This window comes from Mumia sp. zg.B17, from assembly GCF_019550915.1.
GTDB lineage: Bacteria > Actinomycetota > Actinomycetes > Propionibacteriales > Nocardioidaceae > Mumia.
Window position 1 is genome coordinate 69,335 of the sequence record NZ_JAHWCI010000009.1, and the last position, 21,502, is coordinate 90,836.

Sequence of the window (21,502 nt, forward strand, 5' to 3'; positions counted from 1 at the left end):
GAGTGCCTCTCACTCTCACGCGTGAACCGAGCGGCGCCGCGATCCTCACGATCGCGGCGCCGCCGCTCAATCTGTACTCGCTCGACCTCCACCGGGAGTTCGAGGAAGCCCTCGACGACCTGGCGGTCCGTCCTCCCCGTGCCCTCCTGATCCGCGCCGAGGGCACGGTCGTCTCGGGCGGTGTCGACGTCTCGCTCTTCGACTCGCAGACCTCCGCCGCCGACGGCAAGATCCTCTTCGACCGGATGCTCGAGCTGCCGCTGCGTGTCGCCGCGCTCGACTACCCGGTCGTCTTCGCCGCGCACGCGCTGTGCCTGACCTGGGCCTTCGAGCTCGCCCTCGCGTGCGACCTCATCGTCGCCTCCGAACGCGCGAGGTTCGGTCTCGTCGAGAAGGTCGTCGGCCTCACCCCGACGATGGGTGGGACACAGCGCCTTGCGGCGCGTGCCGGCATCGGCCGCGCCAAGGAGCTGGTGATGACCGGCGACCTGTACGACGCCGCGACCCTGGAACGCTGGGGTGTGGTGAACCGTGTCCACCCCGCCGACGAGCTCGACGATGCGGTGACGGATCTCGTCACGACGCTCGCTGCGGGGCCGACCCGCGCCCATGCGGCCACGAAGGCCGTGCTCCGCGCCGTCGAGCGCGGCGGTGTCGCTGCTGCGGACGACGAGATCACGGCGATCGCCGCAGCGCTCTACGACACCGAGGACATGCGTGCGGCGATCCGGTCGTTCCTGGAGGACGGGCCGGGCAAGGCGACGTACGTCGGGCGCTGACCCTGCGCGGACGAGGCCTCGCTACTGCGCTGCGGCCGCCTCGGCCTCGGCCTCGTACGACGCCCACAGCTCCTTGGTGTGCCGCGTCGCCCGGTGCTCGGCCCAGAAGGACACGAACGGGATCGTGGCCAGCACCATCGTCGTCACGGTGAACCCGACGCTCCATCCCGCCTGCCGGGAGAGCACGGCCGTGATCACGAGCAGCACCATGTAGAAGACGCCGTGGATCGGCGAGATCGACGCGGTGAACTCACCGATGTCGTGCCACGTGCTGCCCTCCGCGGAGACCATCTTGATGATCCAACCGCCGACGACGGCGATCACGAAGAAGCTGACGACGAGCGCGAGGACGCGGTAGGCGGCGAGTGTCTTGGGCACGCTCTCGAGCCTACCTGCGGCGCTCAACGCAGCGCCGACGACCTCTCGTCGTCGCGGGCGCGGGCCCGCGCCCGTGCGGCCTCCTGCGCGGCCCGCTTCGCCGCCGGGACCCGAGCCTGGACCACACCGCCCTCGCGCCGCAGGTCCAGACACATCCGCCACCACATGAAGAGGGCGAAGGCGCCGAAGATCCACCACTCGATCGCGTACAGCAGGTTGCGCAGACCGGCCGTTCCGTCCTGGGTCTGCTCGGGGACCTCCGCAGGTGCGAGCCCTGCGCCGTCGGCCGGCGTCTGCGCCGTGACGATGCCGTAACCGCCGTAGAGGTCGTACGGCACGACGTTGACCAGCCGGGGGATGCGGACGCCGTCGATGACGCGGGTCTCCTCGTCGAAGCCGGTGCCACGCGCGTCACCCGGCTGGAGCACCACCTCGAGCGCGACGTCGCCCTCCGGCACGGGCGGCAGAGCACCGGCATCGGGCGACCATCCACGGGCCACGAGCAGCGCCGCCGGACGGTCCGACGCCCCGGCGACCTCGTCGACCAGGACGGGCGCCAGCAGCCAGTAGCCGTCTCGACCGCTCTGCTCCCGACCCGACACCCACACCTGCCGCTCGGCCGGGGCGAACGTGCCGGTCAGCGCGACCGTGCGGGAAGCCGCCGTGGTCGTGAACGGCTCGTCCGGGCCGAGCACGTCCTGGAGCGGCACCACGGACGCGGTCGTCTGGTCCGTCTCGGCCTCCGCGCGCCGGTCGTCGTACACGCCCATCTGCCACAACCCCATGAAGACCGTGAAGGTGACGGCCACCACGACGAGGGCGTGCAGCCCCCACAGCCGCGGCGACAGCCAGCCCACGCGGGCGCGGGTGGTCGGGGCAGACGGGGTGCTCACGACAGTCGTGACAGCGACGGGTAGAGCGGGAAGCGGTCGGTCAGCACGGCGACCCGCTTGCGCAGCGCCTCGGCATCGGTCAGCTCGGGCTGCAGCGCGTCGGCGATGATGTCGGCCACCTCGCGGAACTCCTCGGCCCCGAAGCCGCGGGTGGCCAGCGCCGGCGTGCCGATCCGCAGCCCCGAGGTCACCATCGGCGGACGCGGGTCGTTGGGAACGGCGTTGCGGTTGACGGTGATGCCCGCCTCGTGGAGCCGGTCTTCGGCCTGCTGGCCGTCGAGGGTCGAGTCGCGCAGGTCGACGAGGACCAGGTGGACGTCGGTGCCGCCGGTCAGGACACTGACCCCGGCGCTCTTCATGTCGTCGGCGGTGAGCCGCGCGGCCAGGATGCGAGCACCCTCGATGGTGCGCTCCTGGCGCTCCTTGAACTCCGGCTGCGCGGCCATCTTGAACGCGACCGCCTTCGCGGCGATCACGTGCTCGAGGGGGCCGCCCTGCTGACCGGGGAAGACGGCCGACCGGATCTTTTTGCCGATCTCGGGGTCGTTGCTGAGGATCACGCCACCGCGAGGTCCGCCCAGGGTCTTGTGCGTCGTGGACGTGACGACGTGGGCGTGCGGCAGAGGGCTGGGGTGGAGACCGGCGGCGACGAGACCGGCGAAGTGCGCCATGTCGACCATGAGCATCGCGTCGACCTCGTCGGCGATCGCACGGAACTCGGCGAAGTCGAGCTGCCGCGGGTAGGCCGACCAGCCGGCGATGATGAGCCGCGGGCGGTGCTCGTGGGCCAGCCGGCGGACCTCCTCCATGTCGACACGGTGGTCCTCGTCGCGGACGTGGTAGGCGACGACGTCGTAGAGCCGGCCGGAGAAGTTGATCTTCATGCCGTGCGTCAGGTGGCCGCCGTGCGCGAGGTCGAGGCCGAGGATCGTGTCGCCGGGCTTGATGAGCGCGTGCATCGCTGCAGCGTTGGCCTGCGCGCCCGAGTGCGGCTGGACGTTGGCGTACGAGGCGTCGAACAGCGCCTTGAGCCGGTCGATCGCGAGGTTCTCGGTGATGTCGACGAACTCGCAGCCGCCGTAGTAGCGCTTGCCGGGATATCCCTCGGCGTACTTGTTGGTCATCACGCTGCCCTGCGCCTGCAGCACGCCGAGCGGGGCGAAGTTCTCGGAGGCGATCATCTCGAGGGTTCCCTGCTGGCGCCCGAGCTCCGCGTCGATCGCGGCGGCGACCTCAGGATCGAACTCGGCGAGGGTCTGGTTCAGCGCGGACGGCTGGTTGATGGTCATCGAGCAGACTCCTGGAGCGCGGCGGCGGGCGGCGGGCGGACGAATCGCCCCTCCCAGCGTAGCCGGACCCACGCCACCCTGGCCCTCCGCGTCGAGACGCCTTCGCGGGCCCACGCCGTATAACAGTCGCGTGAAGGTTGCGGCCGCCTCCTAGGTCGAGGCCGCGGGCAGGAGTAGCGTGCCGACCGGCTGTCCGCCATGCGGACAGCCTTACCCGACGAGGTGCGGCCGACCGCAAGATTCTTCGGCCGTGCGCCTCCGACACGAGGAGAACTACGTGAAAAAGCTGAGAGCAGCAGTCGCCGTCGCCGGCGCGACCGCCTTGGCCCTGGGCGCTTCGGCGTGCGGCGCCGGCAACAACGAGGACGAGTCGGGCTCCGGTGGCGACAGCATGGTCGTCGGCACCACCGACAAGGTTGTCTCGATCGACCCCGCCGCCGCGTACGACAACGGCTCGCTCATGGTCCAGACGCAGGTCTACCAGTACCTGCTGAACTTCCCCGAGGGTGAGACCGAGCCTCAGCCCGACGCCGCCGAGAAGTGCGACTTCGACACGCCGACGACGTACACCTGCACGATCAAGGACGGCTTGAAGTTCGCCAACGGCAACCCGTTGACGGCGAAGTCGGTGGCCCACTCCTTCCAGCGCATCGTCACCATCAACGACCCGAACGGCCCTGCGTCGCTCCTGGTCAACATGGCCAAGGTGGAGGCCAAGGACGACAAGACCGTCGTCTTCACGCTCAAGTCGCCCAACGACCAGACCTTCCCGCAGGTCCTCGTGACCTCGGCCGGCCCGATCGTCGACGAGCAGACCTACCCGGCCGACAAGGCGCTGAGCGACGAGGAAGCCGTCAAGGTGGAGGGCTTCTCCGGTCCGTTCACGATCGGCCAGTACCAGAAGGGCCAGCTGGCGCAGTTCAAGAAGAACGCCGACTACGACGGCGCGTACAACGACGCCAAGACCGACACGATCACGCTGAAGACCTACACCGACAGCAACAACCTCAAGCTCGACATCGAGAAGAAGAACATCGACGTCGCCTGGCGGTCGCTGACGCCGACCGACATCGAGAGCCTCGAGGGCACCGACGGTGTCACCGTCCACAAGGGTGCGGGCGGCGAGCTCCGCTACATCGTCTTCAACCTGAAGACGATGCCCGGTGCCGACGACGCCCAGAAGCTCGCGATCCGCAAGGCCGTCGCCTCCTCGGTCGACCGTGACGCGATCTCCGAGCAGGTCTACAAGGGCACGTACACCCCGGCGTACTCGCCGATCCCCGAGGGTCTGCCGGGTGCGACCGAGGCGTTCAAGGAGGCGTACGGCGAGAAGCCGGACGCCGCCGCGGCCAAGAAGTTCCTCGACGACGCCGGGGTCAAGACGCCGGTGACGATCAACCTCCAGTACAACCCCGACCACTACGGCGGCAGCTCCGACCAGGAGTACAACGAGGTCAAGCGTCAGCTCGAGGACACCGGTCTCTTCACGGTCGACCTGCAGTCGGCCGAGTGGACCACGTACAACGAGGAGCGCGTCAAGGACACCTACCCCGTCTACCAGCTCGGGTGGTTCCCGGACTTCCCGGACGCCGACAACTACGTGACGCCGTTCTTCGACAAGGACAACTTCATCGGGAACCACTACGAGAACCCGAAGATGACTGCCCTGCTCGCCGCGGAGCGCACCGAGCCCGACAAGGCGAAGCGCGAAGACCTCCTCGGCCAGGTCCAGCAGCTCGCGGCGGAGGACATCTCCACGCTGCCGCTGCTGACCGGCGCCCAGGTCGCCGTGGCGACCGACGACGTGAAGGGTGTGGAGAACACGCTCGACGCGGCGTTCAAGTTCCGCCTGACCTCGCTGTCCAAGTGACGGCAACCGAGGTTTGAGCACCACCTGAGAGGGGCGGGCCCCGGCTCCGGCCGGGGCTCGCCCCTGCTTCGTCCCCCCTGAAAGCAGGTTGTCCCATGGCGACGACAGAGCTCCTGACCGGGCCCGAGCCCGAGGTTCCCAGCGGCCCTCGGCGCTCCGGTGGCCTGAGCCCGTTGACCCGCTACCTTCTCGTCCGCGTGGCTCTGGTGATCCCGATGATGTGGGTCCTGGTCACGTTCGTGTTCTTCTTGATGCGGGTGATCGGCGACCCGATCAGCGCCGCTCAGGGGGGCCGCCTCACCCCGGAGCAGATCGCCGAGCGCAAGGCCGCGGCCGGGCTCGACGCCCCGATCCTCCAGCAGTACTGGGACTACATGACGGGCATCCTCCGCGGTGACTTCGGCACGGCGCTCACCGACGGCCGCGCCATCTCCGACGTGCTGGTCGTGAACGGCGCCGCGACCCTGGAGCTGGCCTTCTGGGCGCTGCTGGTGGCCTTCGGCCTCGGCGTCCCGCTCGGGCGCCTGGCGGCCCGCCACCGCGACACCTGGCCCGACGCGGTCCTCCGGGTCTTCTCGATCCTCGTGTACGCGGCGCCGGTGTTCTTCGTCGGCCTGCTCCTCAAGCTCGCGTTCGTGCCGCTCGGACTCCCGGTCGCCGGCCGTGCGAGCACCGAGGTGGAGCTGACGCTGCAGGGGGTCGAGCCGCAGACGCACGTGATGATCATCGACGCGATCCTCTGGGGTGACCCCGCCTACGTGTGGGACGTCCTCAAGCACGCGATCCTTCCGGCGATCGCCCTCGGCCTGCTGACCGGAGGCGTCTTCCTGCGGCTGGTCCGGGTCAACCTGATCCAGACACTGCGGACCGACTACGTCACCGCGACCCGGGCACGTGGCATCCCCGAGCGCCGCGTCGTGCGCAAGCACGCCTACCGCAACGCGCTCGTCCCGGTCGTCACCGTGATGGGGCTCCAGGTGGCGCTGCTGCTCGCCGGCGCGGTCCTCACCGAGACCACCTTCGAGTGGCAGGGGATCGGCTACACGCTGGCCGACTACCTCGTGAAGCGCGACTTCGTCGCCGTCCAAGGCATCGTGACCGTGATCGCCCTCGTCGTCGCGGTCTCGAGCCTGCTGATCGACGTCATCGTCGCGTTCGTCGACCCCCGCGTGCGGTTCTGAGGAGACACCGATGATCTCTCTGCTCAAGTCCACCCACGGCCTCCAGCGCGGCATGCTCGTCGCCGGCCTCGCCCTCGTGACGGTCTTCCTCCTTCTCGCCGTCTTCGCGCCCTGGCTGGCGCCTTACGGCTTCAACGAGACCCGCGTCGACGGCGTGCCGTTCGGCACGCAGCAGCCGCCCTCGGCCGAGCACTGGTGGGGCACCAACGTCGGCGGCCAGGACGTCCTCTCGCGGGTGATCTACGGGGCCCGCACCGCGGTCGTCGTGATCGTCCTCGCGGTCGTGTTCTCGCTCGTCATCGGTGTCCCGCTGGGCCTCCTGTCGGGCTTCCTCTCCGGGCCGGTCGACCGAGTGCTGGTGCTCGTGATGGACGCGCTGTATGCGTTCCCGTCGCTGCTGCTGGCCATCGTCGTCGCGATCGTGGTCGGCGGTGGCTCCTCCGGGGTCGTCGGCGGCGTGCTCGCCGCGGCGATCGCACTCACCGTCGTCTTCATCCCGCAGTACTTCCGGGTGGTGCGCAACGCGACGCTCGCGGTCAAGGTCGAGCCGTACGTCGACGCCGCCCGCGTCGTCGGCACCAGCACCCCCCGCATCCTGTTCCGCCACATCCTGGCCAACGTCCGCCAGTCGGTGCCGGTGATCGCGACCCTCAACGCGTCGGAGGCCATCCTCACGCTCGCCGCCCTCGGATTCCTCGGCTTCGGCATCGAGCCGTCGTCGGCCGCCGAGTGGGGCTACGACCTCAACAAGGCGATGTCGGACGCGACGAACGGCATCTGGTGGACCGGCATCTTCCCGGGCATGGCGATCGTCTTGATGGTGCTCGGCGTGACTCTCGTGGGGGAGAGCCTCAACGACGTCCTCAACCCGCTCCTCAAGGCCCGCGGTGGTGACACCACCACCTCCGACGAGGAGGAGATCAGCGCCGAGTACGAGGAAGCGGTCGCGGAGTCCGGCCTCGACGAGGAGGTCGCCCAGGAAGCCGCCGCGCTCGACGCCGACGTGCGCCGGGTCTCGACGCTGAGCCTGACCGACCTGGCCGTCACCTTCCACACCGGTGCCGCTCCGGTGAACGCGGTCAAGGGCGTCAGCTTCGACGTCGCACCGGGGGAGGTCGTCGCGGTCGTCGGCGAGTCCGGCTCCGGCAAGTCCGTCACGTCCCGCGCCGTCCTGGGCCTGCTGCCGGCCACCGCGGAGGTGTCCGGCTCGGCGCTCCTGCGGACCGGCGACAGCGACTCGCGCGAGCTCAACGGGATGTCGGAACGTCGGCTCCGGGCCGTCCGGGGCAACCAGGTGTCGATGATCTTCCAGGAGCCGGGTACGGCCCTGGACCCCGTCTACACGGTGGGCTGGCAGATCGTCGAGATGATCCGCGCCCACCGCGACATCTCCAAGAAGGCGGCGCGGGCGCGCGCCGTCGAGCTGCTGGAGATGGTCGGGCTCCCCGACCCCGAGCACCGCGTCGACTACTACCCGCACCAGCTGTCCGGCGGGCAGAAGCAGCGCGTCATGATCGCGATGGCGATCGCGCTCGAGCCGGACGTCATCATCGCCGACGAGCCCACGACGGCCCTCGACGTGACGGTCCAGGCCGCGATCATCCAGCTGCTGCTGGACCTCCGTGACCGGCTCGGCACGGCGATCGTCCTCATCACGCACAACATGGGCGTCGTCGCGGACGTGGCCGACCGTGCCGTGGTGATGTATCGCGGCGAGATCGTCGAGCAGGCCCCGGTGGACCGGCTGTTCACGGCACCGCGTCACCCGTACACCCGTCGGTTGCTGGACGCCGTCCCTCACCTCGGGCAGGGCGCGGGTGCCCCCGTGGTGCCCGACACAGCGCCGCCGGTGCTGTCGCTGCAGGGCGTGACCGTCGAGTTCGCGGGGCGTCTGGGCCAGCCGGCGTTCCGTGCGGTCGACGGCGTCGATCTCGTGGTGCGTCGTGGGGAGGTGCTCGGTCTGGTCGGCGAGTCGGGCAGCGGCAAGTCCACCCTCGGCCGGGTGGCCGTGGGACTCCAGAAGGTGACCGAGGGTGCCGTGCTCATCGGCGAGGAGGACATCACCACGCTGTCCGACCGTCGGCTGCGCCCGCACCGAGCGCGCTTCGGGTTCGTCTTCCAGGACCCTGCCGCCTCGCTCAACCCTCAGATGACGATCAGCGAGTGCGTCGCCGAGCCTCTCAAGGTGCAGGGCGACCTCTCCGCCGCCGATCAGCGGGCCAAGGTCGCGGCGCTCCTCGACCGGGTCCAGCTCTCGGCGTCGTACGCCGGTCGCTACCCGCACGAGCTCTCGGGCGGGCAGCGTCAGCGCGTCAGCCTCGCGCGCGCCCTGGCCCTCGACCCGGACCTGCTGATCGCCGACGAGCCGACGTCGGCGCTCGACGTGTCGGTGCAGGCCAAGGTGCTCGACCTGTTCTCCGAGCTCCAGCGCGAGCTGCAGTTCGCCTGCCTCTTCATCAGCCACGACCTGGCGGTCGTCGACGCACTGTCGAACCGGGTCGCGGTGATGCGGCAGGGACGCATCGTCGAGGAAGGGCTGCGGCAGGACGTCCTCCAGTCGCCGAAGGAGGACTACACGAGGAAGCTCATCGCCGCCGTGCCGGTGCCGGACCCGGCCGAGCAGCGTCGTCGTCGTGAGGCGCGGGGAAGTCTGCTCAGCGACGTGGAGTGACGCCGGGGGTCGGCGTGGTTGCTGAGAGGGAGGGACGCTGCGATCCTCGCTCCATGACTGCGCCGACCACCACCTCGTACGAAGGACACCTCGCGCCGCTGGTCGTCCATCGCTGGGCCCCGGAGGCACCTCGGTGGATCGCCGTCCTCGTCCACGGGTACGCCGAGCACCTCGGCCGCTATCAGCACGTGGCGCAGCGCCTGGTCGACGACGGCGCGCTGGTCGTCGGCCCGGACCACCTCGGGCACGGCGCGTCGGACGGGGAGAGGGTCCTGATCCCGGACTTCGGTCCGGTGATCGCCGATCTCCACGGAGTCGTGGAGCAGGCACGCGCGGAACACCCGGGACTGCCCGTCGTGATGATCGGACACTCGATGGGCGGCATGATCGCCGCACGCTACGGCCAGCGGTTCGGTGACGAGCTGGCTGCGCTGATCCTGTCGGGCCCCGTCCTCGGCTCGTGGAGAGTGTTGAAGCTGGCCGAGCGTGCCGAGATCCCCGACCTCCCGATCGATCCGTCGACGCTCTCGCGTGATCCTGGCGTCGGGGAGGCGTACGCCGCCGACCCGCTGGTCTGGCACGGACGGTTCCGACGCGAGACGCTCATCGCTGTGCGTCTCGAGCTGGCGCGTATCGGCGAGGGTCCTCGGCTGGGGTCTCTCCCGACGCTGTGGATGCACGGCGAGGACGACGCGATCGTCCCGATCGGCCCCACGCGTGAGGGCATCGAGCGCATCAAGGGCGACGACTTCACCGACGTGACCTATCCCGGCGCGCGGCACGAGATCTTCAACGAGACGAACCAGGACGAGGTGCTCGCCACGACGACGGCGTTCGCCCTCGCTCATGTCTAGAAGCGGCGTTGCCTAGGCTTGACGCATGACGACCTATCGGCGCTTCGTCGCGCTCGGCGACAGCACTACCGAAGGCATCGGCGACGAGCCGTACGCCGACGGCACCCCGCGCGGCTGGGCCGACCGCTTCGCCGCGCTCCTCGCCGACGCCGAGCCGGGCGTGTCCTACGCCAACCTCGCCGTCCGCGGTAAGGGCGCGCGCGAGGTCCACCACGAGCAGCTTGCGCCCGCGCTGACGCTGGCGCCGGATCTGGCGAGCGTCCTGGTCGGCATGAACGACCTGATCCGCCCGCGGTTCTCGGCCGAGGTGGTGGTCGGGCACGTCGACGCGATGACCGCCGCGCTGCGTCGTGGCGGTGCCACCGTGCTCCTCATGACCTTCCCCGACCTCGCGGCCGTATCCCCGGTGGGACGAGCGGTCCGGGGCCGCGTCGTGGCGCTCAACCGTGGCCTACGGACGGTCGCGGCGCGGCGCGGCGCCACGCTGCTCGACATCACCACCGTGCCGGCCGCCGGCGATCCACGGATCTGGGCCGAGGACAGGCTCCACCTCAATCCTGACGGCCATGTGCTGCTGGCGCGTGCGATGGCCGCCGCTGCCGACCTGCCCGACGCCGACCCGTCGTGGCGCGAACCCCTGCCGCCGCCGGAGCCCCGGACCCCACGGCAACGGCTCGGCACGGAGGTGGCCTGGTACGGGACCCACGTACGCCCGTGGCTCGGCCGGCGGCTGACGGGCCGCTCGTCCGGCGACGGGCGCACGGCCAAGCGCCCCGACCTGGCGCCGGTACCCTCGACCACGTGAGACCGTTCCTGCTCCTCAGCATCCGCGCCGACGACGATGCCGCCGACGAGGAGTACGCCGCGTTCCTCCGGTTCGGAGGGCTCACCGAGGAGACCCTGCACCGCGTCCGGATGGAGACGACGTCGCTCGACGGCGTGGCGATCGACGACTACGCCGGCTTCATCCTCGGCGGCGGCCCGTTCAACGCCAGCGACCCTCCGGAGACCAAGTCGAGCGTCCAGCGCAGGGTCGAGGCGGAGCTGGCTGAGCTCCTCGACGACGTCGTCGACAAGGACGTGCCGTTCCTCGGCGCGTGCTACGGGATCGGGGTCCTCGGCACCCACCAGGGCGCGACCGTCGACCGACGGTTCGGGGAGCCGATCAGCAGCGTCCCGGTGACCCTGACCGAGGCGGGTCGCGACGATCCGGTCTTCGGTGCGCTGCCCGAGACCTTCACGGCGTTCGTCGGTCACAAGGAGGCCATCAGCACCCTGCCTCCGACGGCCGTCGTGCTGGCGTCGTCACCGCAGTGCCCGGTCCAGGCGTTCCGGGTGGGTCGGCACGTCTACGCCACGCAGTTCCACCCCGAGCTCGACGTCGAAGGACTGTGCACCCGCATCACGACGTACCAGCACCACGGCTACTACGACCCTCCGGAGCACGACGCCCTCCAGGACATGGCACGAGCGAGCGTCGTGGTCGACCCGCCGACCGTCGTACGCCGCTTCGTGGCCGTGGCCCAGGAGCGCGAGCAGAGCCGGACCCCGGCCGGGGCACGGCGGCACTGACAGACGCGTACGGCCCGACCGAAGCCTCGGTCGGGCCGTACGTGTGTTCATGCGTGGAGCTGAGGGGACTCGAACCCCTAACCCCCTGCTTGCAAAGCAGGTGCGCTACCAATTGCGCCACAGCCCCGGTGGCGCGGACGCCTCGCGTCCGGCAGCCGGTCAGACCTTGTCGGTGGCCTCGGCCCAGAGCTGCTGCTCGTTGCGGCCGGCCTTCTTCTTCCGGTTCACCACTGCGAAGAGACCTGCAGCGGCGACGGCGGCGATCACGAGCTTCTTCATCAGACACTCCTCTGGGTGGGGGTCGAGTGGGCCTAACAGGACTTGAACCTGTGACCTCTTCCTTATCAGGGAAGCGCTCTAACCAAGCTGAGCTATAGGCCCTCGGTCTCCGAAGCGGTGAACCGTCGGAGACTTTACCTGGTGGTCGGTCGCCGGCCAAAACCGGGGTCCGTCCGACCAGGCGTGCGATCAGTCGTCCTCGGCGAGCGTCACCTCGAACCCCCCGAGCAGCTGCGCGGCGAGGTTGTAGAGGAACGCGCCGACGGTCGCGAGCGCGGTGATGAGAACGACGTCGATGGCCGCGATGAGGATCGTCAGACCGATGATGCGGCCGAACCCGACGTACTCACCGATGTCGAACGCGTCGGCGTTGTCGTTGAGCACGGTCGCGACGCTCGAGTTGATGGCGTCCCAGACACCTGCGGCGCCGAGCACGGCCCAGACAAGGGTGACGGCGACGACCGTGACGATGCCCAGCGCGATGGCCAGCGCGAAGGACATCTTCATCACCGACCACGGGTCCACCCGGTGCACCCGCAGGCGTGCCTTGCGGGTCGGTCCGGTCGGCGCCTTCTTCGGCTCGCGCGGAGACTCCTCGTACGGCTTGGGACGACGCTGCTTGCCCGCGGCGTCCGTGCTCGCGGGGACCCCGGAGACGGCGGTCTGCCGCGCGGTCGGTGCCTCGACGGTCGTGGTCTCGGACTCGGCGATCGATCCGGCAGTCGGCACGGGCGCCTTGGTCGCTGCCTGATTCGCTGACGGGGACGGCGTCGTCGGCCTCGTGACGCCGTCGGGCGTCGGCTTCGGCGCAGACGGCTGGGTGGTCGGGCCGGTCACGGTGGGTCCGCCCTGGGGGGCGGACTGCTGCGGACGCGGCTCAGGGCGTGACGTAGCTGTCGGTGCCTGCTGGGTCGGTGAAGGCTGAGCCGGTGCCTGCTGGGCCGGCGCGGGCTGCGGACGTCGTCCTGCCAGTGGCGGGCGCTGCGGCTGCATGCCCTGCCCCTGCCCCTGCCCGTTGCGGCTGGGCGCACCGGCCCCGTCGGGTGTGGTGGATGCCGGAGCAGCGGGCTTCGACGGAGAGGGAGGGGCGGGGGGAGGTGGACTGGACGCCGCCGGCGGCGTGCTGGCGGGCCGTGGCGCCTGGCTTCCCCCGTTCAGGCTTCCCGGCGTGGGCTGAGCGGGGCGCCGCGGACCGCCGTTGGCGGTGCCGCTCTCGGGCGCGCTCGGCCGCGGCCGCTGGGGAGCCGAAGGGTTCGGCTCGCGGTCCGTCATGCTTCCTCCTGGGCGTCGGGGGTGCTGGTCACAGGCTCCGTTGCCTCGACCGGCTCCTCGGCGTCGGACTCCTCGACAGTATCCAACAGTGCGGTGTTCTCCTCGTTGCGAGTGAGGGCCACCACCTCGTCGTCGCCCCTCACCCCGACGAACTTCACGCCCATCGTGTCACGTCCTGTCCTCGTGACGTCAGCCACACGGGACCGGGTGACCTGTCCGCTGGCCTTGATGGCGATGATCTCGTCGTCGTCATCGACCACCAGAGCGCCCACGAGGGAGCCGCGCTCGTCCTGGAGCTTCATGGCCTTGATGCCGAGCCCGCCCCGACCCTGGAGGCGGTACTGCTCGACCGGGGTCTTCTTGGCGTAGCCCCCGTTGGTCGCCGTGAACACGAACTGCGCGCCCTCGTCGGTGCCCGAGCGGATGACCGACATCGACAACAGCTCGTCGCTGTCGCGGAACTTCATGCCGGTGACACCCGACGTCGCGCGGCCCATCGGCCGCAGGGCTTCGTCGTCGGCGGTGAACCGGATGGACTGCGCCCGCCGCGAGAAGAGCACCAGGTCGTCGTCGGGGCTCACCAGCTCGGCGCCGACGAGCTCGTCGTCGGGGTCACGGAAGTTGATGGCGATGACGCCGGCCTGCCGCGGGCTGTTGTAGTCGGCGAGCCGCGTCTTCTTGACCAGGCCGTGCTTGGTCGCGAGGACGAGGTACGGGGACTGGTCGTAGTCGCGGATCGCCAGCACCTGCGCGATCTGCTCGTCGGGCTGGAACTGGAGGAGCCCGGCGACGTGCCCGCCCTTGGCGTCCCGTCCGGCCTCCGGGAGCTGGTAGGCCTTGGCCCGGTAGACGCGACCCGCGGTGGTGAAGAACAGGATCCACTGGTGGGTCGTGGTCGAGAAGAGGTGGTCGACGACATCGTCGCCGCGGAGCGTCGCGCCGCGGACGCCCTTGCCGCCGCGCTTCTGGACGCGGTAGAGGTCGGTCTTGGTCCGCTTCACGTAGCCGCCGCGCGTGATCGTGACGACGACGTCCTCGTCAGGGATCAGGTCTTCGACCGACAGGTCGCCGTCGGCGGGGATGATGCGGCTACGGCGCTCGTCGCCGTACTTGTCGACGATGGCCGTGAGCTCCTCGGCCACGATGGAACGCTGACGAAGGACGTTGGCGAGGATGTCCTTGTAGTCGGCGATCTCGGCCTCGATCTCGGCGAGCTCGTCGATGATCTTCTGGCGCTCGAGGGCCGCCAGCCGGCGCAGCTGCATGTCGAGGATGGCGCGAGCCTGGATGTCGTCGATGTCGAGCAGGCCGATCAGGCCGGCGCTGGCGTCCTCGGTGGTCTGGCTGGCACGGATCAGCGCGATGACCTCGTCGAGCATGTCGAGCGCCTTGCCCAGGCCACGAAGGACGTGGGCACGCTCCTCGGCCTTGCGGAGGAGGTACTCGGTGCGCCGCCGGATGACCTCGACCTGGTGGTCGATCCAGTTGCTGATGAACTGGTCGAGGGTCAGCGTGCGCGGCACCTCGTCGACCAGCGCGAGCATGTTGGCGGAGAAGTTGCTCTGCAGCTCCGTGTGCTTGTAGAGGTTGTTGAGCACCACCCGGGCGACCGCGTCACGACGGAGCTCGATGACCAGTCGGCGCCCGACCCGCGAGCTCGACTCGTCACGGACGTCGGAGATGCCTTGCACACGGCCCGAGTTCACGAGCTCGGCGATCTTGGTGAGCAGGTTGTCGGGGTTGACCTGGTAGGGGAGCTCCTTGACGACCAGGGAGATCTTGCCCTTGGAGTCCTCTTCGATGTCGACCACAGCCCGCATCGGGACCGACCCGCGACCGGTGCGATAGACGTCCTCGATGCCCTTGGTGCCGACGATCATCGCGTGCGTGGGAAAGTCGGGGCCCTTGATGCGCTCCATCAGCGCCTCGAGGAGCTCCTCGCGCGTCGCGTCCGGGTGCTCGAGAGCCCAGATCGCACCCGCCGCCACCTCGCGCAGGTTGTGCGGTGGGATGTTGGTCGCCATGCCGACCGCGATCCCGGCCGACCCGTTGACGAGCAGGTTGGGGATCCGCGCCGGAAGGACCGTCGGCTCGAGCGAGCGCCCGTCGTAGTTGGGCGTGAAGTCGACGGTCTCCTTCTCGATGTCGCGCACCATCTCCATCGCGATCGGCGCCAGCCGGCACTCGGTGTAGCGCATCGCCGCGGCGTCGTCGTTGCCCGGCGACCCGAAGTTGCCCTGGCCGGCGACCATCGGATAGCGCAGCACCCACGGCTGGGCCAGGCGTACGAGGGTGTCGTAGATCGCGGTGTCACCGTGCGGGTGGTACTGACCCATGACGTCGCCGACGATGCGCGAGCACTTGCTGAAGCCCCGGTCGGGACGGTATCCGCCGTCGTACATCGCGTAGAGCACGCGCCGGTGCACCGGCTTGAGGCCGTCCCGGACGTCGGGCAGCGCACGAGCGACGATGACGCTCATGGCGTAGTCGATGTAGGACCGCTGCATCTCGGTCTGCAGCTCGACGCGCTCGATCCGCTCCGGCGGCGGCGTGGGTGTCTCTGTCACGAAAGCGTTCCTTCGTACGGGTCAGTCTGTGGATTCACGTGAAACGGTGGCGGCGGCGCCGCTCAGATGTCGAGGAACCGGACGTCCTTGGCGTTGCGCTGGATGAACGCACGCCGCTGCTCGACGTCCTCGCCCATCAGCACGGTGAAGATCTCGTCGGCGTTGGCGGCGTCGTCGAGCGTCACCTGGCGCAGGATCCGCTGAGACGGGTCCATCGTGGTCTCCCACAGCTCGTGGTCGTTCATCTCGCCCAGACCCTTGTAGCGCTGGACCGGCGCCTCCTTGGGGAGACGCTTGCCCGCCTGCTTGCCGGCCTCGAGCAGCGCGTCGCGCTCGCGGTCGGAGTAGGCCAGCTCGGCGGGCGAGTTGGACCACTTGATCTTGAACAGGGGCGGCTGCGCGAGATAGACGTAGCCACCGTCGATCAAGGGCTTCATGAAGCGGAACAGCAGCGTGAGCAGCAGCGTCGAGATGTGCTGGCCGTCGACGTCGGCGTCCGCCATCAGCACGATCTTGTGGTAGCGGAGCTTGTCGATGTCGAAGTCGTCGGTGACACCGGTGCCGAGGGCGGAGATGATCGCCTGGACCTCGGCGTTCTGGAGGATCTTGTCGATCCGCGCCTTCTCGACGTTGAGGATCTTGCCGCGCAGCGGCAGGATCGCCTGGATCCGCGGGTCACGGCCACCCTTGGCCGAGCCGCCGGCGGAGTTGCCCTCCACCACGAACAGCTCGCACTCCTCGGGGTTGCGCGAGGAGCAGTCGGCCAGCTTGCCCGGCAGTCCGGCTCCGCCGAGGAGGCTCTTGCGGTTGCGGGCCAGGTCTCGGGCGCGCCGTGCCGCCATCCGTGCCGTCGCCGCGTCGATGCTCTTGCGGACGATCACCTTGCCCTCGGCGGGATTCTGCTCGAACCACGCGCCGAGGCGGTCGTTGGTCACCGTCTGGACGTACGAGCGGGCCTCGGTGTTGCCCAGCTTGGTCTTGGTCTGACCCTCGAACTGCGGCTCGGAGAGCTTCACCGAGATGATCGCCGTGAGGCCCTCGCGGATGTCGTCACCGGAGAGGCGGTCCTCCCGCTTCTTGATGAGGCCCTGGTCCTCGGCGAACTTGTTGACCGTGTAGGTCAACGCCGACCGGAAGCCCTCCTCGTGGGTGCCGCCCTCATGGGTGTTGATCGCGTTGGCGAAGGTGTGGACCGACTCCGAGAAGCTGACGTTCCACTGCATCGCGATCTCGAGGCTGAGACCAACGTCGGGGTTCTCCGACTCGAAGGCGATGACCTCGCGGTTGAGCGGGCTCCGGTTGCCGGTGTTGATGTGGCGGACGTAGTCGATGAGGCCGTCGTCGTAGCGGAAGCGGCGCTCCATGAGGCCCTCGGAGCTCCCGCCCGTCGCGCTGTCCTCGGGCGCGATCTCGCCACCTGCCTCGGCGCTCTGCAGCGCGTCGGCGACGTCACCGGCCGCCGCTCGCTCGTCGCGGACGCGGATCTCCAGACCCTTGTTGAGGAACGCCATCTCCCGGAAGCGGGTCGCGATCGTCTCGAACGAGTAGTCGGTGGTCTCGAAGATCTTGTCGCTGGCGTAGAACGTGATCGTCGTCCCGGTCTCGTCGGTCTCCTCGCCACGCTCGAGCGGCTGGTCCGGCACCCCGTAGCTGAAGGACTGCCTCCAGACGTAGCCCTCACGCTTGACCTCGGCGAACAGCTTGGTCGAGAGGGCGTTGACCACGGAGACACCGACGCCGTGCAGACCCCCGGACACCTTGTATCCGCCGCCACCGAACTTGCCGCCGGCGTGCAGGGAGGTCAGGACCAGCGTCAAGGTGGGGATCTTCTCCACCGGGTGGTCCTTCACCGGGATGCCACGACCGTTGTCGACGACCTTCACGCCGCCGTCGGCGAGCAGCGTGACGTCGATCGTGTCGCAGTAGCCGGCCATGGCCTCGTCGACGGAGTTGTCGACGACCTCTTGGACGAGGTGGTGCAGACCGCGCTCACCGGTGGAGCCGATGTACATGCCCGGGCGCTTGCGGACGGCATCGAGGCCCTCGAGGACCTGGATGTCCGCGGCGTCGTAGGAGGATCCCGTAGGTGCAGGGCCGGTCTCGGGGGTACGGATCGACTCGCTCACAGGCGGGTGGCCTCCTTGTTGTCGTGGACTCGCAGACGTCCCGGCACTCACGGCTCGCCTCTCGCGCGAGAGGCAGGAACGCAACCTCTCTAGTGTAGCCGGTACAAGGCGTCGTACGAGCATCCTCGGTGCGGGATCGGGGTCGGCCCGCCCGCCCGATGTGCCCTGAGAGGCCGCAGACGGCGGGTGTGGCCGATCAACACCCCACGAACGATGGCCCCCATCCGCCCCGGCCCTCCTCGCGCACGCTCAGAGCCGCTCACGGCATCCGAAGGGGGGTGACGGGTGTCGTCCCCGGTTGACCGATGAGGCAAGGTTGGTGTCATGGCATCGCCGACGATCTCGCGTGCCCCTTCTGCAGGGCGCGCACCAGGGCGCGCGAAGACGGTCGCCGCCGCTCTCTGCCTGCTCACGCTCTCGTTCGGCGCCCTCGTCGTCACCGTGTCCTATCTCCTCGACGCCCGCGAGGGCCAGCGCGTTGACCAGGCGGCGATGGACGCCGTCTACGCCCGTCGCGACGCCCTCGACCAGCTCCTCTCCGTGCTGGGATACCTGTCGATCGGCACGATGGCGACGGCCATCGTGGTGCTCGTCTCGATGGCCGCGCTGAGGCAGCGGTTCGCCGCGGCCGTGGGGGCCGTCGCCGTCGTGGCAGCTGCCAACATCACGACCCAGGTGCTCAAGCGGGTCGTTCTCGACCGCCCGGACCACGGCTACGGATGGCACGTGAACAGCCTGCCGAGCGGCCACACCACAGCCGCGGTCTCGCTGGTGGTAGCCGCTTTGCTCGTCGCACCGCTGGCCCTCCGTGGGCTCGTCGTGCTCGTCGGCACCGGAGCGATCGTCCTCACCGGGGTCTCCACCGTGGTCGCCGGCTGGCACCGGCCCTCCGACGTGCTCGCGGCGCTGGCTGTCGGTCTGTTCTGGGGGGCGGCGGTCGTTCTCGTGCTGGCGCTGCGCAGGGCCGGGCCGTCGTCGGGGACGACCGTCGGCTCGCTGTTCTTCGCGCTGGTCGGGGCGGCCGTGGCGGGCGCCGTCCTCCTCGGCCTCGGCGTGCGCCCGTACGGCGGCTGGTCGGGCGTCGCTCCGGCCGCGCTCGTGATGGCGCTGATCGGCGTCGCGACGGCCTTGTCGATCGCCGTCTTCGCCAGGATCTCGTCGGTCTTCGCCCGCTGAGGCCTCACCCGTACGTGTCGCGCGGGCCGCGCCCGCGGACCCGCAGCGCGCCCTTGCCCCAGCTCGGTCCCTGCGGACCGCGGACGTTGATGCGGACGACGGTGCCGTGCCCGAGGCGCTCGTTGAGCCTGCCCACGACGTTCGGGGCGAGCAGCCGCAGCTGTGTCGCCCACGCCGTCGAGTCGGCCTGGACCCAGAGCTGGCCGTCCTCGTACCGGTCGGGGCGACAGTGCTCGGCGATCTCCGCACCGACGATCTCCGCCCACCGTCCGAACAGCCCGTGGACGGCGACCTCGGTGTCCCACCCGTGCTCGCTGACCAACCGGTCGAGGGTCGACTCGAGCAGCTGAGGGTCCCGGTCGTCGGGGTGCGCACCCGACGCGCTCGGCGGGCGACGCGGCCGGCGGCGTGGACCTCCGCGGCCGCCTCGCGGTGCTGCGGGGCCGACGGAACGGTAGGCGCGCGCGATGCTCCGGGCCAGCTCGATGCCGTCGGCCTGGTGCTCCTCGCCGCCCGGCGTCTCGGCACCGCCACCCGTGGCGGTGCGCTCCGCCTCGTCGTCGTCAGCCATCCGTCGTCCCCTCCACCGGAACCACCTTGCCCGACGCCACCTCGTAGCGATGCCCACGCAGGCCCACCGGCACGTCGTCGGCGACGGCCGCCGTCACCAGCACCTGCTCGGCACCGGTGACCCGTGCCGCGAGATGAGAGCGCCGGTCGCGGTCGAGCTCGGCGAACACGTCGTCGAGGATCAGGATCGGATCGTCGCCGTCGGCGCGCAACAGGTCGTACGACGCGAGGCGCAGCGCGAGGGCGTACGACCACGACTCCCCGTGGCTGGCGTATCCCTTCGCCGGCAGGTCGCCCAGCGACAGCACGACGTCGTCGCGGTGGGGTCCGACCAGGCTCACACCGCGCTCGATCTCGTCGCGTCGCCGCTCGCGCATCTGCTCCGACATGGCGACCCGCAGCACCTCACGGTCGCGGGTGTCCGGCAGCTCGAAGGACGGCTTGTACGCGGCGGCCGCGGTCGTACGCTCGGCCGCGGCCGACGCGGCGACGTCGCGGTAGGCCTCTCCCAGGTATGGAGCCAGCTCGTCGAGCAGGGCGAGGCGAGCGGCGAGGAGCTCACCGCCGTACGTCGCGAGCTGGTCGTCCCAGACGTCGAGCGTCTCGAGACCGCGGCCGTGTCCGGAACGGCGCGCGCTCTTGAGCAGGGAGTTGCGCTGGCGCAGCGCGCGGTCGTAGTCGGCCCGCACCCCGGCGAAGCGCGGCGATCGGAGCACGAGGAGCGCGTCGAGGAACTGCCGCCGGTCGCTCGGGTCTCCTTTGACCAGGCGGAGGTCCTCAGGGGAGAAGACCACCGAGCGGAGCCAGCCGAGGAGGTCGCGTGGGCGAGGGAGGGGACCGCGGTTGACGCGAGCCCGGTTGGAGCGGCCCGGGGTGATCTCGATCTCGAGGAGAGCCGACCGGTCGTCCCGGACGACCGACGCTCGCACGACCGCGCGCTCGGCGCCGACACGGACCAACGGAGCGTCGGCGGCGACGCGGTGAGAGCCGAGCGTCGCCAGATAGTCGATGGCCTCGACCAGGTTGGTCTTGCCCTGTCCGTTGGCGCCGATGAACGCGCTGGCACCGGGTTCGAGAGGGAGCTCGAGCTCGGGGTAGGAGCGGAAGTCGTGGAGCGAGAGGTGGGTGACGTGCACAGTGTGGCCGGCTACTCCGACTTCACCGCGTGTCCGCCGAACTGGTTGCGCATCGCGGCGACCGCCTTCATCGAAGGGGAGTCGTCCTGTCGCGAGACGAACCGTGCGAACAACGAGGCGGCGATCGCCGGCGTCGGCACCGCGTTGTCGATGGCGGCCTCGACGGTCCAGCGTCCCTCGCCGGAGTCCTCGGCGTAGCCACGGATGTTGGTGAGACCGGGGTCGTCCTCCAACGCCTTGACGAGCAGGTCGAGCAGCCACGAGCGGACCACCGTCCCCTCGCGCCACGACGCGAACACCTCGGTGACGTCCTCGACGAGGTCGACCTTGTCGAGCAGCTCGTAGCCCTCGGCGTAGGCCTGCATCATCGCGTACTCGATGCCGTTGTGGACCATCTTGGCGAAGTGGCCGGCGCCCACACCGCCGGCGCGGACGTAGCCCGTGGTGGGGCTCGGCCGCAGCGCCTCGAAGGCCGGTGCCACCTTGGCGATGTCGTCGGGAGAGCCGCCGACCATGAGGGCGTACCCCTCCTCGAGACCCCACACCCCGCCGCTCACGCCACAGTCGACGAAGCCGATCCCCTTCTCGGCCAGCTCCGCAGCGTGGCGGAGGTCGTCGGTCCAGCGGGAGTTGCCACCGTCGACGACCACGTCGCCCTCGCCGAGCAGGTCGCGGAGCTGAGCGACCGTCTCGTGCGTCGGGTCGCCCGCGGGGACCATGACCCAGACCACCCGCGGCGACGCCAGGGCGTCGACGAGCGCGCCCAGCGAGGCGACGTCACCGAGCTGCGGGTTGCGGTCGTACCCGACGACCTCGATCCCAGACCGGCGCATGCGCTCACGCATGTTGCCACCCATCTTGCCGAGACCGACCAGTCCGATGTCCATGG

Annotated in this window: 18 protein-coding genes and 2 tRNA genes; 8 read left to right on the forward strand and 12 right to left on the reverse strand. The window is 70.0% G+C overall.

The genetic code is table 11. The features are described 5' to 3' along the window. Positions 1-2 precede the first annotated feature (2 nt). On the forward strand, positions 3-779 hold the full coding sequence (locus KV097_RS17320; protein WP_308289479.1) for an enoyl-CoA hydratase/isomerase family protein: 777 nt from the start codon (positions 3-5) through the stop codon (positions 777-779). Between the two features lie 21 nt (positions 780-800). Here the strand turns inward: KV097_RS17320 and KV097_RS17325 are convergent, their stop codons facing one another. From KV097_RS17325 to glyA, 3 genes are read right to left on the reverse strand one after another with little or no spacing between them, the layout of a single operon-like run. Beyond that, positions 801-1,157, reverse strand: coding sequence for a DUF3817 domain-containing protein (locus tag KV097_RS17325; RefSeq protein WP_220342775.1), 357 nt, complete (start codon positions 1,155-1,157; stop codon positions 801-803). A gap of 23 nt (positions 1,158-1,180) precedes the next feature. Further along, complete coding sequence (locus KV097_RS17330; protein WP_220366611.1) at positions 1,181-2,050, reverse strand: SURF1 family protein; 870 nt, start codon at positions 2,048-2,050, stop codon at positions 1,181-1,183. Further along, on the reverse strand, positions 2,047-3,339 hold the full coding sequence (glyA, locus tag KV097_RS17335; protein ID WP_220366612.1) for a serine hydroxymethyltransferase: 1,293 nt from the start codon (positions 3,337-3,339) through the stop codon (positions 2,047-2,049). Before glyA ends, KV097_RS17330 begins: the two co-directional genes overlap by 4 nt. Positions 3,340-3,616: 277 nt before the next feature. Between glyA and KV097_RS17340 the strand changes: the two genes are divergently transcribed. The 6 genes from KV097_RS17340 to KV097_RS17365 all read left to right on the forward strand — a co-directional run bounded on the left by KV097_RS17340 (position 3,617) and on the right by KV097_RS17365 (position 11,487). After that, the gene (locus tag KV097_RS17340; protein ID WP_308289480.1) at positions 3,617-5,209 is read left to right on the forward strand and encodes an ABC transporter substrate-binding protein; all 1,593 of its coding nucleotides are present in this window, start codon (positions 3,617-3,619) and stop codon (positions 5,207-5,209) included. A gap of 95 nt (positions 5,210-5,304) precedes the next feature. Further along, on the forward strand, positions 5,305-6,390 hold the full coding sequence (locus tag KV097_RS17345) for an ABC transporter permease (protein WP_220342770.1): 1,086 nt from the start codon (positions 5,305-5,307) through the stop codon (positions 6,388-6,390). 10 nt (positions 6,391-6,400) lie between these two features. Next, the gene (locus KV097_RS17350) at positions 6,401-9,061 is read left to right on the forward strand and encodes a dipeptide ABC transporter ATP-binding protein (RefSeq protein ID WP_255559820.1); all 2,661 of its coding nucleotides are present in this window, start codon (positions 6,401-6,403) and stop codon (positions 9,059-9,061) included. A 53-nt stretch (positions 9,062-9,114) separates the two neighbouring features. After that, on the forward strand, positions 9,115-9,915 hold the full coding sequence (locus KV097_RS17355) for an alpha/beta hydrolase (protein WP_220366613.1): 801 nt from the start codon (positions 9,115-9,117) through the stop codon (positions 9,913-9,915). 25 nt (positions 9,916-9,940) lie between these two features. Next, on the forward strand, positions 9,941-10,720 hold the full coding sequence (locus KV097_RS17360; RefSeq protein WP_220366614.1) for an SGNH/GDSL hydrolase family protein: 780 nt from the start codon (positions 9,941-9,943) through the stop codon (positions 10,718-10,720). Next, a complete protein-coding gene (locus KV097_RS17365) occupies positions 10,717-11,487 on the forward strand; it encodes a glutamine amidotransferase (RefSeq protein WP_220345692.1) in 771 nt (256 codons plus the stop codon). Before KV097_RS17360 ends, KV097_RS17365 begins: the two co-directional genes overlap by 4 nt. 54 nt (positions 11,488-11,541) lie before the next feature. Here KV097_RS17365 and KV097_RS17370 read toward each other — a convergent pair. From KV097_RS17370 to gyrB, 6 genes are all read right to left on the reverse strand, one after another. Continuing rightward, positions 11,542-11,614 (reverse strand) — tRNA-Ala (locus tag KV097_RS17370). Between the two features lie 32 nt (positions 11,615-11,646). Continuing rightward, positions 11,647-11,766, reverse strand: coding sequence for a DLW-39 family protein (locus KV097_RS17375; protein WP_220342765.1), 120 nt, complete (start codon positions 11,764-11,766; stop codon positions 11,647-11,649). Between the two features lie 27 nt (positions 11,767-11,793). Then, positions 11,794-11,868, reverse strand: a tRNA-Ile gene (locus KV097_RS17380). 87 nt (positions 11,869-11,955) lie between these two features. Further along, the gene (locus KV097_RS17385; RefSeq protein WP_308289481.1) at positions 11,956-12,495 is read right to left on the reverse strand and encodes a DUF3566 domain-containing protein; all 540 of its coding nucleotides are present in this window, start codon (positions 12,493-12,495) and stop codon (positions 11,956-11,958) included. A 539-nt stretch (positions 12,496-13,034) separates the two neighbouring features. Beyond that, entirely contained in the window at positions 13,035-15,545 is a 2,511-nt protein-coding gene (gene gyrA / locus KV097_RS17390) for a DNA gyrase subunit A (RefSeq protein WP_374107002.1), read from the reverse strand. A 122-nt stretch (positions 15,546-15,667) separates the two neighbouring features. Beyond that, positions 15,668-17,731, reverse strand: a complete 2,064-nt coding sequence (gyrB, locus tag KV097_RS17395) for a DNA topoisomerase (ATP-hydrolyzing) subunit B (RefSeq protein ID WP_301021621.1) — start codon at positions 17,729-17,731, stop codon at positions 15,668-15,670. A gap of 324 nt (positions 17,732-18,055) precedes the next feature. Between gyrB and KV097_RS17400 the strand changes: the two genes are divergently transcribed. Continuing rightward, positions 18,056-18,907, forward strand: coding sequence for a phosphatase PAP2 family protein (locus KV097_RS17400; RefSeq protein ID WP_220342761.1), 852 nt, complete (start codon positions 18,056-18,058; stop codon positions 18,905-18,907). A gap of 4 nt (positions 18,908-18,911) precedes the next feature. Here KV097_RS17400 and KV097_RS17405 read toward each other — a convergent pair whose 3' ends face one another. Genes KV097_RS17405 through gnd form a run of 3 tightly spaced genes read right to left on the reverse strand, consistent with a single transcriptional unit; the run spans position 18,912 to position 21,500 of the window. Further along, entirely contained in the window at positions 18,912-19,478 is a 567-nt protein-coding gene (locus tag KV097_RS17405; protein WP_220342760.1) for a DUF721 domain-containing protein, read from the reverse strand. Next, complete coding sequence (recF, locus tag KV097_RS17410) at positions 19,471-20,613, reverse strand: DNA replication/repair protein RecF (protein ID WP_220342759.1); 1,143 nt, start codon at positions 20,611-20,613, stop codon at positions 19,471-19,473. The genes KV097_RS17405 and recF overlap by 8 nt, the downstream gene beginning before the upstream one ends. Positions 20,614-20,624: 11 nt before the next feature. Next, the gene (gnd, locus tag KV097_RS17415; RefSeq protein ID WP_220342758.1) at positions 20,625-21,500 is read right to left on the reverse strand and encodes a phosphogluconate dehydrogenase (NAD(+)-dependent, decarboxylating); all 876 of its coding nucleotides are present in this window, start codon (positions 21,498-21,500) and stop codon (positions 20,625-20,627) included. Positions 21,501-21,502 lie beyond the last annotated feature (2 nt).